Genomic DNA, 14,254 nt, shown 5'->3' on the forward strand with positions numbered 1-14,254 from the left:
GCCAGGTAGGTCAAAGATGGCTGCGTGAATGCCTACCCCTGCCCGGCGTGTGGCGCGTCGGCGAACCTCACCTCGGGTTGTTCGGGCTGCGGCCGGCCGCCGTACCCGGCCGCCGCCGAGGTGATCCGGCTAGACCAGGAGATCGTCCAACTCGGTACCCAGACGCAGCGGGCCCGGGCGGCGTACGAGGAGCTCAGCGGTCGGCTGGTGGTGGCACAACGGCGACGCGCCGAGGTGGCCGCCGCGATCCGCACCGAGTTCCCGGTCACGGCCATGACCCGTGCGGCCGGTACGCCCGTCGTCCGCCTCGGTGCCGTACCGGCGGCTCCGGCACCGAGCGCCGTGGCGCCGGTCGGGCCTGCCGGATCAGGCGGGCCGGTCGGTTGGCCCGGCATGTCCCCGGTCGACCCGGCGGCAACCGGCCCGGGTGGAGCGGAGGCCTCGACCCGGACCGTGCAGGGGCTGCTGTTCACCCTCGGTGGACTGCTGCTGGGCACTGCCGTGACGGTGTTCACGGCGGTGGCCTGGGCTTCCGTGGGGGTCTCCGGCCGGGCCCTGATCCTGCTGGCCCTGACCATGCTGCTGCTCGCCGTGCCGCTGGTGGCCCGCTGGCGTGGGCTGCGGGGCACCGCCGAGACCTTCGCCGCCGTCGGGCTGTTGCTGGTGGTGCTCGACGGGTACGCCGCCTGGTCGGTGAACCTGGGCGGGGTGACCGACTGGCCGGGCAGCCGGTACGCGGCCCTGGTAGCGGCCGTCACCACGGCCCTGGCCGCCGGGTACGCCCGGCTGAGCCGGCTGACCGTGCCCTGGTTCGCCGCCCTGCTGGCGGTGCAGCCGGTGCTGCCGTTGGTGGCCGCCGAGGCCCGGCCGGGCACGGCCGCGCAGTCAGTGGTCTTCCTCGGGGTGGCCCTGGTCAACCTGGCGGTGGCGATCACGCTGCGGTACCGACTCGGCGAGGTCGCGGGCGAGGGGGCCACGACGAACTCGCCGATGCGGATCGCCGGTCAGGTGATCGCCGGAGTCGGGTACGTCGTGGCGCTGCTGCTGGCCTGGAGCGCCGCGCTGATGACGCTGCGGGCCGGTCAGGCCGGTGGGCTGGCCGTGCTGGCCGGGGTGCCGATGCTGCTGGTGGCGCTGGCCCTGTTCGGTACGGCGCTGCTGCTCGGGGGAGCGACCGCGCGGGCGGTGACGGCCGGTCTCCTGGTGCCGGCCCTGGCCTTGGCCCTGATCCGCCCGGTCGGGGAGCTGCGGGGGTCGGTGCTGTTGGTGGTGTCGGCACTGGTGGTGGCGGCGCTGGCCGGTGCGGTGCGGCTGCTTCCGGTGGATTGGCGGCCCGGTCCCCGCATCGGTGCCATCCTGGTGGCTGCCGTCGCGATGCTGTTCACCTGGCTGTGGGCGCTGATGTTGGCCGGTGTCACCGTGGTCCGGTCGTTGCCACCCTGGCGGGGGGCCGACGCCGGGCCGGTCTTCGCCTGGGGCTGGCAGTTGCCGGTGGCGGTGGCGTTGAGTGCGGGGACCCTGGCCTGGCTGCTGCCCCGGGCCGTGCAGTCGACGATCGTGGCGATCGGTGTCGCCGCCACCGTGCTCGCCCTGCCGGCGGCCTGGCCGACGCCGTGGTCGGCCGTGGTCGCCCTCGACCTGCTGGTCGCCGTGGCGATGCTGGTCGCCGTGATGGTCCGTCCGGTGGGCGGGGCGACGGTGTCCGCCACCGCCTCGGTGGCGGCCGCGCTGCTCGGGCACGGGCTGCTGGTCGGCCTGGCCGCCCCGGCCGGGGCCGGTGCGGCCTGTGCGGTGGTGCTGCTCGCCGGGCTGGGGGTGGCCGCCGTGGGGCGCCGGGGCAGCCCCGCGCACCGGGTGGTGGCCGGGTGCGCCCTGCTGGCGGCGGTGCTCGTGGTGCCGGCCGGTGCGGCGATCGCGCTGATCGGTGCGGGCGCGCCGCCCTGGTGGCAGTCCCGGGCGGCTCTGGCCGCCCTGGCCCTGCCGGCGGTCGCCCTGCTTCTGCTGCGTGGACGCTGGCCCGATCTGCGGGCGTACGCCGCCACCGGTCTGGCCCTGGCGGTGACCCTGACCGCTCTCGGGTCGATCGTCGTACCGGCCGAGGAGCCCCTGTCCCTCTACGCGGCGGGAGGGGCGTTGCTCCTCGCGGTGGCCGGATTCCGGTCCCGCCCCTCGGTCCCGTTGTGGGTGCCCGGTCTCGGCCTGACCGCCGTGGCGGTCCTGGCCGCCCTCCCGGTCTCCCTGAAGGCGCTGGTGACCCCGTACGGGCCGCCGCCCGCGGTCTGGTCCGGTGCGCCCTCGGTGCGGGCGGTGGCGGGCGCGGTGCCGGTCGGCCTGGCCCTGGTGCTGTTGGCCCTGGCGGCGGTGCTGGTGACCTGGCCGACCGGCCGGGCCGGTGGGTGGCGTCGCGCCGCCACCGTGCTGCCCTTCCTGGTCTTCGCCGGGACGGTGCTGCTGGTGGCCGCCGGCGCACCCTGGCCGGCGGTGCCGACCACGGGGCTGGTCGTCGGGGTGGCGTTGCTGCTGGTCGTCGCGGTGCGGCCGGTCGGGGCCACCTTCGCCGCGGTGGGTGTGCCGGTCGGACTGGTGCTGATCGGGGCCGGACTGCTCAACCTTCAGGCCACCCGGGCCGGGACCCTGTCCGGGCTGGGGCTGCTGGCGGTGGCGGCGACCGTGGCCGCGGTGGGCGCCCGACGCTTCACGATGCGGATGGCCGGTTGGCTGATCGCGGTGGCCTCGACGACCGGTTTCGCGATCACCGCCCCGCTGGCCGCCGGGCAGCCGCTGCGGGTGGCGGCCTTCGCGGTGCTGGGGGTGGCCGCCGTCGTCCTGGCGCTGGCCGCGATCGTGCCGACCCGCGCCGCCTCAGGCGGGCCCGCCGGGCAGGTGGCCCTGTTGGGTCGCAGCCTGGACGCCGCCGCCCAGACGGTGGCGCTGATCGCCCTCCTGCTCACCAGCGGTGCCGCCCGGCACGCCGCCACGGTCTGCGTGCTCTGGGCCCTGGTGGTCGGGCTGCGGCTGCTGCGCCGAGACGAGTCGAGGGCCCGGCGATGGGCCTTCGCCGCGATCTCCGCCGGCAGCGTGCTGCTCGCCAGTTGGCTGCTGCTGGCGGCCGGTGGGGTGACCCTGCTGGAGGCGTACACGGTGCCGCTGGCACTGCTGGCGCTCGGCGCGGGTGTGGTGGCGTTGCGTACCCGGCCGGGGTTGACCAGTTGGCTGGCGCTCGGGCCCGGCCTGGCCGCGATGCTGCTGCCCACCCTGGTCACCGTGCTGTTCGGCCCGGACCCGCAACCCTGGCGGCGGCTGCTGCTGGGCGCCGCCGCCCTGGCGGTCACCCTGCTGGGAGCGGTCCGGCGCTGGCAGGCCCCGGTGGTGCTCGGCGGGTTGACCCTGGCCGTGCTCGCCCTGCACGAGCTGGTCCGCAGTTGGGACCTGCTGCCCCGCTGGGCCTACCTCGGCGTGGCCGGGCTGGCCCTGATCGCGCTGGCCACCACCTACGAGCGTCGCCGCCGTGACCTGATGCGCCTGCGGGCGACGGTGGGCCGGATGAGCTGAGGAAGGGGACCCGGGCGGTCGACTCGACGGCCCACCCGGTCGATCCTTGCTGCTCGGCGTCGTGGGGAAGGTCAGCGGTAGGGTCGGGCCCATGGCAGAGGTGCTCACCGCTGAGGCGGTACGAGACGAGCTGGGTCAGCTGGCGGGCTGGTCGTACGACTCCACCGGGATCACCCGCACCGTGGAGCTGGCCAGTTTCCCGGACGCCATCGGACTTGTCGACCGGGTCGCCGTGACGGCCGAGGAACTGGACCATCACCCGGACATCGACATCCGCTGGCGTACGGTCACCTTCCGCTGCGTGACCCATTCGGCCGGCGGGGTCACCGGGCGGGACATCGAGTTGGCGCGGCGGATCGACGAGATCGTGGGAGGGCCCCGATGAGGTTCGAGATCAGCAAGGTGCTGGACGCCATCGAGGGACGGGTCTGCACCGACCCGCAGTTGGTCCGCGCGGTGGTCGATCTGGCCGAGATCATCCGGTATCAGGACCTCGATGGTGGCCGACCGGCCAACACCCTGCGCCTCGGCATGGTCATCGACGCCCTGGCGCGCAGCCTGGAGGAGGACAGCGTTCCGGTCTACGCGGTGGTGCACCGGGGGGTGCTCTCCGACGCCGACCTGACCTCCAACGAGCGCATGGTGGTGCGTCGCTGGGCCGACGACGGCCTGGTTGAGGTGCTCGACAACCCCGGTGACCGGATGCTGGAGGTGGCCGACCTGCTCGGCCTGCCGGTGCTCAGCCGGGTGCGCTTCGATGGCCTGCGCGGGCGGTTCCCGTGGTTGGCCGAGCAGCCCGGTCGGGTGGTGGCCCCGGTACCGGGGGCCGGCGGGCCGGTGTTCATCGCCCATGTCGGGGGCGGTCACACTCCGGTGGCCGGGCCACCCGCGCCGTTCGCGGCGAAACTGCTCGCGCGGCAGTGGCGTTGCCCCGAGTCCGGGTGCAACCTGTTCGGCGGTGGGGGCGGCGGCGGGGCCTTCGCCGACCTGGCCCGGGTGGACCGCGCCCCGGCCGGTCAGCCACCGCCGTCGCTGCGCAACGGCGTACCGACCTGCCCCCGGCACGGCGCCCGGCTGCGCGACGCGGGCCCCCGCCCGCGCAGCGAGGTCCTGGCGGTACGGGTCGGTGGTCTGATCCGGCGTCGGTTCGTCCTGACCGAGGAGCAGCCGGTGCTGGTGGGGCGGGCACCGGAGGGCACCGGCGGCATCATGCTCGGGCAGTGGCTCAACGACGAGGCGCGCCGCTGGATCAGCCGCAGCCACCTGCGGTTGGAGCTGCGCGGCGACGAGGTGGTGGTCACCGACGTGAGCACCAACGGCTCCGGCATCCGCCCGGCCGCGTCGATGGCGGAGGCGGACCGCATCCCGCTGGCCCCGCAACAGTCCCGGGTGCTGGCCAACGGGGACATGGTGGAGCTGTACCCGGGGGTGCAGGTCGGTCGCCCGACCGAGTTGCCGGCGGGTGCGCCGTACAACCCCGACTCGGTGATGTCCGAGGCCCCGACGATGGCGATGCGCCTGCCCCGCTGAGACGCCTCGACGCGGGTGGGGCCGGGACCTGGCACCCACCCGCGTCGGTTCGGCTGCTCAGCCCGCCAGGACCGCCGCCAACTGGGCGAGGGCGTGGTCGATCTCCTCGGCGGTGATGGTCAGCGGCGGGGCCAGCCGGATGGTCGAGCCGTGGGTGTCCTTGGCCAGCACCCCGCGTTCCATCAGCCGTTCACAGGCCTCCCGGCCGCTCATCAGCGCCGGATCGATGTCCAACCCGGCCCACAGACCCCGGCCGCGTACGGCGACCAGGCCCTTGCCGATCAGGGCGCGCAACCCGGCGTGCAGCCGCTCGCCCAGCTCGGTCGAGCGGCGCTGGAACTCGCCGGTGGCCAGGAGCCGGACCACCTCGGTGGCCACCGCGCAGGCCAGCGGGTTGCCGCCGAAGGTGGAGCCGTGCTGGCCGGGTTGGAGCACCCCGAGCACCTCGGCGTCGGCCGCCACCGCGGAGACCGGCACGATGCCCCCGCCGAGCGCCTTGCCCAGCAGGTACATGTCCGGTACGACGCCCTCCTGCTCGCAGGCGAAGGTGGCCCCGGTACGCCCCAGACCGGACTGGATCTCGTCGGCGATGAACAGCACGTTGCGCTCGGTGCAGAGCTGACGCACCCCGGGCAGGTAGTCGGTCGGGGGCACCACCACACCCTGCTCGCCCTGGATCGGCTCCAACAGCACCGCGACGGTGGTCTCGTCGACCGCCTCGGTCAGCGCGGTCAGGTCGCCGTACGGGACGATCTTGAAACCCGGGGTGTACGGCCCGAAGTCCGCACGGGCGTCTTCATCGGTGGAGAAGCTCACGATCGTGGTCGTACGCCCGTGGAAGTTGCCCTCCGCGACCACGATGGTGGCCTGCCCGGCCGGTACCCCCTTGACCTGGTAGCCCCACTTGCGGGCCACCTTGATCCCGGTCTCCACGGCCTCGGCCCCGGTGTTCATCGGCAGCACCAGGTCCTTGCCGCACAGCGCGGCCAGTTCCCGGCAGAAGTCGGCGAACTGGTCGTGGATGAAGGCCCGGCTGGTCAGGGTGAGCTTGTCGAGCTGGGCGTGTGCGGCGGCGATCAGGGCCGGGTGGCGGTGGCCGAAGTTCAACGCGGAGTAGCCGGCCAGGCAGTCCAGGTAGCGCCGACCGTCCACGTCGGTGACCCAGGCGCCCTCGGCGGAGGCGATCACCACCGGCAGCGGGTGGTAGTTGTGCGCGGTGTGGCGCTCCGCGTCCTGCACCGCGGCGGGGGTCCGCAGCATGTCCTCGATCATCGGTTCGCCTTTCCCTGACGCAGTCGCAACGTGCAGCACTTCGGGCCACCGCCGGCCTTACGCAGCTCGGACAGGTCGACGCCGATGGTCTGGTAGCCCCGCTCGCGCAGCTTCGCGGCCAGGTCGGTGGCCTGCTCGGGCAGCACCACGTGCCGGCCGTCGCTGACCGCGTTGAGGCCGAGCACCTCGGCGTCGGCCATGGTGGCGTGCACCGCGTCCGGGAAGAGTCGGCGCAGCACGGCCTGGCTGCCGGGGGAGAAGGCCTCCGGCAGGTACGCCAGGGTCTGCTCGTCGAGCACGGTCAGCGCGGTGTCCAGGTGGTAGAAGCGGGGGTCGACCAACTGGAGGGTGATCACCGGGTAGCCGAAGACCTCCTGCAACTGGGCGTGGGAGGCGTGCGCGGTACGGAATCCGGTGCCGGCCAGCAGGTGGTCACCGGCCAGCAGGATGTCGCCCTCACCCTCGTTGACGTGCTTCGGGTCGTACATCTCGAAGCCGGCTTCCTCGAACCAGGCGCGGTAGGCGGGGGCCTCGTCGGCGCGCTGCGGGTCGCGGAACTGCACCGCCATGGCCTTGCCGTCGATCACGGTGCCGCCGTTGGCGGCGAAGACCATGTCCGGCAGGCCGGGCAGTGGGGTGATCTCCTCGACGGTGTGGCCCAGATCCCGGTAGACCTGCCGCAGCTGTTCCCACTGCCGGATGGCCAGCTCGGTGTCGACCGGGGCGGTCGGGTCCATCCAGGGGTTGATCGCGTAATCGACGGCGAAGTACGTCGGCCGGCACATCAGGAAGCGCGCTCGGGTGGCGTCCATCGTCATTGTCCTGCTCCCAGGGTCTCCGCGCGCCCTGACCACGGTCGGCCAACGGGCTGGCGCGTGGTTCAACGCTATGCGGCCCGGACCCGCAGGTTCCACCGCAAAGCATTGCGATGAACGACTGATCGTTGCGTCTGAGTAACTTCTGTCGGCGGTTCGTTGCGTCGGGCCCTCTCCGGCCGTCGACGGACCGGCTCGTCTGTTCGAGGCGGGCGGGGCGGCACCCGGTCCGCTCGTCCGTCAGCGACGGGCGGTGCCGGATGCCGCGCGTCCCGTCGGAGGCGGGCGGACCCGGGCCGAGACAGCGGTCAGGGGCGGCGAAGTCGCCGCCCCTGACGAGGAGTGCGCCCGGCTGGTGAACCACCAGAACTGGTCGGGCTGCGACCGGTAACTCGCCGGCCGGGCGCCGGTGCACCACCGGCGGGCCGAAATGTGCCCACTAGAAGCGACCGACAAACTGTGAATCAAGCCACTCGCGGAAGCGGGCCACCAGATCACCGTCGGTGCTCGGCCAGTCGTACATGCCGGTCATCGCCAGCACCCCGATGACCACCGCACCGAGGCCGAAGGCGATGCCCAGCAGGGCGTCGGACTTGCCGGCGATGTGCCGCCGCCGAGTGCTGATCATCCCTAGTACGGCGAGGATCGCGCCGATCGCGCCCAGGGCGATGCCATAGCCGGCGAGGGTGCCGGTGAACACGAAGCCCAGCCCGGCCAGCCCGACGACCAGGCCGAAGGTGGCCAGCAGGCTGGCCCGGGGGCGTGGCCCGACGGGGGCCGGCGGGGCATCCGGGGCCGGCTCCCGGTCGGCGGTGCGGACCGGCTCGACGGTGACCTTGCCGTCGCGGTCCCGCTCGGTCTCGCGGGTGGTGTCCGGCGCGAGGGTGGTGTCCGTGGCCACGGCGGGGGCGGGGGGCACGGCGGGGGCTGCGGTGGCGGAACGGCCGCGCGGGGCGGACCGGTCCGAGATGGTGTTCTGGTCCGGGTCCGACCGGACGGCCGGAGGGGCGTTGCGGGCCCGACGGGAACCGTCGACCCCGGATCGGGCGGTGACGGCCCGGGCGGCGGCTGCCCGTTCGTTGGGGGTGCGGTCCGCAGCAGCGGGCACCCGCGCCCCATCAGGGCCACGGTCCGACCCGTCGGCGCGGACGTCCGTGCCCCGGGCGTCGGCCGTGCGGGTCTCCGTGCTCCGGGCGTCCGTGCGGGTCTCCGGGCTCCTGGTGTCGGTGTCCCGGGTGTCGGTGGCGACCGCGCCAGCCTGGTCGGTGTCCCCCTCGGCCGCCGGGGGCGCGGGCTCCGTACGGCGCGACAGCGAAGGAAATCTCATGGCTGTACCTCCCTGATAGGTGCGTGCGGGGTGCCGCGAGCCCCAGGAACCGCCACCACCCACGCCTGATGTCCTCGGAGGTACCCAGCCACCGCGCTGCCGACACTCCCGCGCCCGGCGGTGCTCCCGACCAGCGGCTATCCGCCCAGGGGGAGGGTCATCGGGGGCGGGTGAAGGTGGCCAGCGCCGAGGTGAGCAGGGCCATCCGGCGGGGTCGGGAGACCAGGACGGGCCGGGTGCGTACGCACCGGACCAGGATCTCCACCGCCCGGTCGACCGAGATCATCAGGGGGCGTACCGGGCCCTTGGCCATCTTGGTGTCCACGAACCCGAACCGGACCGTGGTCACGCTCACCCCCCGGTCACGCAGGGGCCGGGACAGCCCCAGGAGGTACGACGAGAGACCGGCCTTGCTTCCGGCGTAGCCGGGCGACCCGCTGGAGACCATCCGGTCGGCGAGGCTGGAGATCCCGAGGAAATGCCCCTCGCCGGCATCGATCATCCGCGGCACCACCGTGGCCACGGTGCGTACCGCACCCATGAGGTTCACCTCGAAGGTGTGCGTCTGTGCGGGCAGGTCGGCCAGGTCGATCGGCTCCCCGACCCCGGCGGCAAACACGCACAGGTCCACCCCGCCCAGTTCGTCGATCGCCTTGGCCAGCACCTCGGGGTAGTCCGGGGCTGTCACGTCGACGGTGTGGTGGGTGTACGTCGGGACGTTTATGACGTTGTCCCGGCGGGACAGTCCGGCTACCCGCCACCCGTCCGCCAGCAGCCGCCGGGTGAAAGCCAACCCGATCCCGTCGCTGTTGCCGACCAGTACCGCACGGCGCACCCGATCCGTCATGTCCACCGTCCTCGTTGCCGCTGACCCACTGCTCAGGATGCCGTCGGTCCGAGTGGCACCCCTGGCCACCCCGGCGGCCCCCGCCATCCCGCCACCCCGGCGGCCCCGCCACCCGGCGGTCCGGCCGGCATCCTCGCCGTACCGGTGGCCTGACCGGCAATTGAACCAGACAGCCTGGCCCAATCGTTACCGCTCGGTAGTCGGATCCGGCCCCTCGGCGGCGCTGGTAGCGGCCGGGCCGGGGCCGCGGGCTTCGCGGACCAGGCCGGCGGAATTCGACCCCGGCGTACTCCAGGAAGGTGGCGGGCCGCTTTCCGAAAAGGCCACTCAAAGGGGGGCTGCCTATTGTGGAGCGTTCTCTATTGAAACTGCGTCGTCAGCTTGGCGTATCGCGCCAAGTAGTCGAACGCTCATTCTCTGTAGCCATTTGTTGGGTGGTGCCGGAGAGGGGCGGGGTCGGCTTCTCGGGGATGTATTTCGTGGTTAACCATTCCGTGACCATCGTGTGGGAGTGAGCCATGGGAGCGCTCCCTAAAATCGACGACGACAATCCCGTCAACTGGAGGTGGGACATGAAGGGTCCGCTTGACCTGACCGCTCTGGACATCACTGAGGTGTCCTGGACGGAGCAGGGCGAGGAGTCGAACAACCTGTACGCCGCCGCCCCCACCGGCAGCGTCGCGGTCACCGACGGTGCGACCGACGGTCGGAGCTGCGGTTGCAGCGGCTGCGGCTGCGGCGGACGACCCATCCAGTGGTGCTGCGTCAACTGCCACTGATCCGGTGATCGGCGTGCCCGGTGCCGCCAGCGGTTGGCGCCGGGCACGTGTCGCAGGCGGGGGTGCCGGCACTGCCGGCCCCCGCCGTCACGAAAGACCAGCTACGGAAGGAAGTCGGATGGCGACAGGCGGGCACTACGCGATCGAGTTGAGTGTGGTCATACCCACCCACCAGGACGCTCACTGCCTGGCGCTGACGCTGCGCTCGCTGGGGCGGCAGACGCTGAGTCCCGAGCGCTTCGAGGTCGTCGTGGTTCGTGACGGCGGCTCCGCCTCGGGGTACGAGGACCTCGCCACCGATTTCCCCGGGCTCAACCTGAACCTGGTGCACGCCACCGAGCAGCGGGGCCGGGCCGCCGCGCGCAACGAGGCGGTTCGACACAGCCGGGCGCCGCTGCTGCTCTTCCTCGACGCCGACTCCTACACCTCGCCGCAGCTGTTGGAGCGTCACCTGGCCCACCACGCGATCCCGGGTCGACCCCCGGTGCTGCTGGGCCGTCGCGACGAGTTGCACCTGGAGCACATCGAGACCGCACTCGACGGCAAGGATTTCCTCGATCTGCCCCGACTGCGTACCGAGGGTGGCGGCGACCTGCGATTCCCCGGCGGCGAGCCGGTGGGACAGGACTGGCTGCGGGTGGGTTGGTTGTTCAGCTACACCCACAACATCTCGGTTTCCCGGAGCCTTTTCGATCTGGCCGGTGGCTTCAAAGAGGCTTTCGGGCTCCGTTGGGGTCTGGAAGACGTCGAACTGTTCTATCGGGTGCACAAGCAGCTCGGAGTCAACGAGCTGAATTTCGCCTTCGACGACGAGGCGCGCGCTTACCATCTGCCGCATCACCGCCGGATCGAGCGCGACTGGAACGATTTCGCCGCGAACCGCGAACTCATTGTGGAGCAGGTGATCGAGTGGGAGTTCTTCGGCATGATGGAGGTGTACGGGTCAGTCGAGCGAATCCTGCGATACCGCGCTGCGATCGCTGACTGCGTACAACAATCCACCTGCCGGATCGGGCCAGCGGTGCAGCGGCTGGCCGGCGCTCTTCCCGGGCCGCGGGTGCTCTGGGTGGGCACCGGCAGTGCGGAGGCCGGCCTACCGGCCGAGGCGATCACCTTCGACTACTCCGCTCCGCCCGGCCCGACCAACTACCACCTGGTCGGTATGAACCCGCCGATCGAACCGGGCAGCCTCGACGCGGTGGTCAGCGTGGACTTCTGGCGGCACCTGCGGTGGAGCGACCTCTGCCAGTTCGTCAACGTCGCCGGCCACCTGGCCGCCGAGGTGCATCTGCTGCGCACCGACGATCCGGCGACGGCTTCCCTGCCGCCGGGGGTGGCCGCGCTCGACTACGTACGCCGGGCCTTCGAGACGGCTTTCGCCACCGAACTCACCCGCGTGGACGGGCTCGGTGACGTGCTCATCCTGCGTCCCCTGCCGGCTGCCGACGGGCCGGCCCTCGTCGAGCCGGCCGGATCGTGACGAGCACGCCGCTGATTCACGCTCGCGGCCTGACCAAGACCTTCCGGATGCCGGACAAGCCTCCCGGCCTGGCCGGGTCGCTGCGGCATCTGGTCCGGCCGCGACACCACGAGCGAACTGCGGTCGACGGTGTCGACCTGACCATCGGCGCCGGTGAGGCGGTGGCGTACGTGGGACCCAACGGCGCCGGCAAGTCGACCACGGTGAAGCTGCTGACCGGCATCCTGCATCCGACCTCCGGGCAGGTGCAGGTGTGCGGGGTGGTCCCGCACCGGGACCGGCACCGTAACGCCCGCAACATCGGGGTGCTCTTCGGCCAACGCAGCCAGCTCTGGTGGGACCTCCAGGTGCGGGACTCCCTGGCGCTGCTGCGGGACATCCACCGGATCCCGCAGCAGCGGTACGCGCAGCGGCTGGCCGAGTTCGACGACCTCCTCGGGTTGGGTGAGCTGCTGCCGGTGGTGGCGCGGCGGCTGTCGCTCGGGCAGCGGATGCGAGCCGACCTGGCCGCCGCGCTGCTGCACTCGCCCCGGGTGGTCTTCCTGGACGAGCCGACAATCGGACTGGACATCATCGCCCGGCAGACGGTCCGGGACTTCCTGCGGGCCCAGTGTCAGGCGGGTACGGCCCTGCTGCTCACCACCCACGACATCGGCGACATCGAGCAGGTGTGCCGCCGCCTGGTCGTCCTCGACGGGGGTCGGGTCATCTTCGACGGTCCGATGGAGTCCGTCCGGCAGATGCTGGCCCGGGACCGGACGCTGCACCTCTGTCTGGACCGGGACTGGCCCGCCGGCCTCGACGTCGGACTGCCGGGCACCCGGGTCGCCCTCGGGGAGTCGCCCCGGCAGCTGTCGATCACGTTCGATCGGGACCGGCTCGGTGCCGGTGAGGTGGTCTCGGCGGTCTCGGCGGTGGTCGAGGTGGTCGACCTGCGCATCGACGAGCCGTCCCTGGAGGACGTGGTGCGTCGCGCGTACGCCGGCGAGCTGTCCCGGACGCCGGGAGCGGCCGGCGCGGTCGGATCGGCCGGGACGCCGGGCGCGGTCGGAGCGCGATGATCGCGTACCTGAGCCTGAGCCGGATGGCCTGGTCCACGGTGCTCGTCTACCGCACCGAGTTCCTGCTGCAACTCGTCGGCAGCGTGGTCCAGGCGGTGGCGCTGTTCGCGGTGTGGCGGGCGCTGTTCGCCGGGGACGCGGACGGCAGCCTGGCTGGGCTCTCCTGGGACCAGATGAAGGGATACCTGTTCATCTCGTTCCTCACCGGCACCATCCTGTCCAGCTTCACCGATGGTCAGCTCGCGTTGCGGGTGTTGGACGGCTCGGTCGCGTTGGACCTGGTCCGGCCGATCGACTACCAGCTCGCCCGCTTCGCCGAGGCGATCGGTTACCTGCTCGGCGAGCTGATGGTGGTCGCGGTGATGGGCGGCGTCCTGCTGATGGTCTTCGGCGGCGCCCCGCTGCCCGACGCGCCGCAGGCCGCCCTGTTCCTGGTGAGCCTGGCCGCCGTCGTGCCGCTGAAGTTCGCCCTGGTGTACGCGGTCGGACTGGCCTGCTTCTGGACAGGCAACTTCCACGGTCTCAGCATGTCCCGGATCGCCGTGACGAGCATCCTCTCCGGTGCGCTGGTGCCGATCGCCCTCTACCCGCAGTGGTTGCAGACGATCTGCGCGTTCTCGCCCTTCCCCGGCATCGTCTCCACTCCCGCGCTGATCTTCCTGGGTGAGGTCCGGGGCACCGAGGCGCTGTCCCTGGTCGGGCTGCAACTGCTATGGATCGTGCTGCTCTGGCTGGCGACCCGACTGTTGTGGCGGGCCGCCCTGCGCCGGCTGGTGGTGCACGGTGGATGATCGCTTCCGGCCACCGGGAACCCTGGGTCTCTACCGCCGGCTGCTCGGCGCCCACCTGCGAGCCGTGCTCGAGTACCGCGCCGACGCCCTGCTCACCGTTGCCGCCACGGTGCTCGGCCAACTCGCCGGGCTGGTGTTCGTCGTGACGATCTTCGCCCAGACCCCGGTGCTGATGGGGTGGACCAGGTGGGAGGTGCTCTGCGTCTGCGGGATGGTGATGCTGGCCGAGGGCATCGGGTCGCTGTTCTGCGAGGGCGCCTGGCAGCTCAGCGGCATGGTCAACATGGGTGCGCTGGACTACTTCCTGATCCGCCCCTATCCGGTGGTGCTCCAGGTGACCGGCTCGGCGGTCGGCGTCAACGGGCTGGGCAACGTACTGATCGGGGTGTCGCTGCTCGGCCTCTCCGCCGGGCGGATCGAGGTGGCCTGGACGCCGCTCACCCTGCTCTGGGCGGGTGTGCTGCTGGTCAGCGGGGTGCTGGTCAAGACCGCCCTCAGCCTCGGCACCAACGCTCTGGCGTTCTGGCTGCTCAGCCCGTCGAACTCGGTCGCGGTCAGCGTGCACATGCTCGGTGACCTGGCCCGTTACCCACTCACCGTGTACGGCCCGGGGATGCGATCGCTGTTGACCGTGATCCCGGTGGCCTTCGTCGGGTACTTCCCGGCTGCGGCCCTGCTCGACAAGGGTGGCTCGGCCACCATCGGCGCGTTCAGCCCGCTCGTCGCCGTAGCCGCCACCGGGGTCGCGTTGGCGCTGTTCAGCCGCGGGCTGCGCCGTTACGAAAGCGCGGGCAACTGAG

At 72.3% G+C, this 14,254-nt stretch carries 12 protein-coding genes; 8 read left to right on the forward strand and 4 right to left on the reverse strand.

Annotated elements, in window-relative coordinates; all coding sequences use genetic code 11:
* Positions 1-24 precede the first annotated feature (24 nt).
* The 3 genes from ACLQ2T_RS10340 to ACLQ2T_RS10350 all read left to right on the forward strand — a co-directional run bounded on the left by ACLQ2T_RS10340 (position 25) and on the right by ACLQ2T_RS10350 (position 5,082).
* Complete coding sequence (locus ACLQ2T_RS10340; protein ID WP_425765762.1) at positions 25-3,552, forward strand: SCO7613 C-terminal domain-containing membrane protein; 3,528 nt, start codon at positions 25-27, stop codon at positions 3,550-3,552.
* 91 nt (positions 3,553-3,643) lie between these two features.
* Positions 3,644-3,937, forward strand: coding sequence for a 4a-hydroxytetrahydrobiopterin dehydratase (locus ACLQ2T_RS10345; RefSeq protein ID WP_425765763.1), 294 nt, complete (start codon positions 3,644-3,646; stop codon positions 3,935-3,937).
* Positions 3,934-5,082, forward strand: a complete 1,149-nt coding sequence (locus ACLQ2T_RS10350) for an FHA domain-containing protein (protein WP_425765764.1) — start codon at positions 3,934-3,936, stop codon at positions 5,080-5,082. The genes ACLQ2T_RS10345 and ACLQ2T_RS10350 overlap by 4 nt, the downstream gene beginning before the upstream one ends.
* A 57-nt stretch (positions 5,083-5,139) precedes the next feature.
* Here the strand turns inward: ACLQ2T_RS10350 and rocD are convergent, their stop codons facing one another.
* From rocD to ACLQ2T_RS10370, 4 genes are all read right to left on the reverse strand, one after another.
* Positions 5,140-6,354, reverse strand: a complete 1,215-nt coding sequence (rocD, locus tag ACLQ2T_RS10355) for an ornithine--oxo-acid transaminase (RefSeq protein ID WP_425765765.1) — start codon at positions 6,352-6,354, stop codon at positions 5,140-5,142.
* Entirely contained in the window at positions 6,351-7,166 is an 816-nt protein-coding gene (gene ddaH / locus ACLQ2T_RS10360; RefSeq protein WP_425765766.1) for a dimethylargininase, read from the reverse strand. The genes rocD and ddaH overlap by 4 nt, the downstream gene beginning before the upstream one ends.
* A gap of 442 nt (positions 7,167-7,608) precedes the next feature.
* Positions 7,609-8,496 (reverse strand): thrombospondin, encoded by an 888-nt coding sequence (locus ACLQ2T_RS10365; protein ID WP_425765767.1) that lies wholly within the window; start codon positions 8,494-8,496, stop codon positions 7,609-7,611.
* Positions 8,497-8,653: 157 nt separating this feature from the next.
* A complete protein-coding gene (locus tag ACLQ2T_RS10370; RefSeq protein ID WP_425765768.1) occupies positions 8,654-9,343 on the reverse strand; it encodes an SDR family NAD(P)-dependent oxidoreductase in 690 nt (229 codons plus the stop codon).
* Between the two features lie 572 nt (positions 9,344-9,915).
* On the opposite strand from ACLQ2T_RS10370, the gene ACLQ2T_RS10375 reads away from it, so the two are divergent.
* The 5 genes from ACLQ2T_RS10375 (at position 9,916) to ACLQ2T_RS10395 (ending at position 14,253) form a co-directional block, all read left to right on the forward strand.
* Entirely contained in the window at positions 9,916-10,122 is a 207-nt protein-coding gene (locus ACLQ2T_RS10375) for a hypothetical protein (RefSeq protein ID WP_425765769.1), read from the forward strand.
* A gap of 118 nt (positions 10,123-10,240) precedes the next feature.
* Entirely contained in the window at positions 10,241-11,602 is a 1,362-nt protein-coding gene (locus tag ACLQ2T_RS10380) for a glycosyltransferase family 2 protein (RefSeq protein ID WP_425765770.1), read from the forward strand.
* Positions 11,599-12,663, forward strand: coding sequence for an ABC transporter ATP-binding protein (locus ACLQ2T_RS10385; RefSeq protein ID WP_425765771.1), 1,065 nt, complete (start codon positions 11,599-11,601; stop codon positions 12,661-12,663). Before ACLQ2T_RS10380 ends, ACLQ2T_RS10385 begins: the two co-directional genes overlap by 4 nt.
* On the forward strand, positions 12,660-13,454 hold the full coding sequence (locus ACLQ2T_RS10390; protein WP_425765772.1) for an ABC transporter permease: 795 nt from the start codon (positions 12,660-12,662) through the stop codon (positions 13,452-13,454). Before ACLQ2T_RS10385 ends, ACLQ2T_RS10390 begins: the two co-directional genes overlap by 4 nt.
* Positions 13,447-14,253: an ABC transporter permease gene (locus ACLQ2T_RS10395; RefSeq protein ID WP_425765773.1), complete on the forward strand. Its 807-nt coding sequence runs from the start codon at positions 13,447-13,449 to the stop codon at positions 14,251-14,253. The genes ACLQ2T_RS10390 and ACLQ2T_RS10395 overlap by 8 nt, the downstream gene beginning before the upstream one ends.
* The last annotated feature ends 1 nt before the right edge of the window (position 14,254 follow it).

It is taken from the genome of Micromonospora sp. DT229 (genome assembly GCF_049844505.1).
GTDB lineage: Bacteria > Actinomycetota > Actinomycetes > Mycobacteriales > Micromonosporaceae > Micromonospora.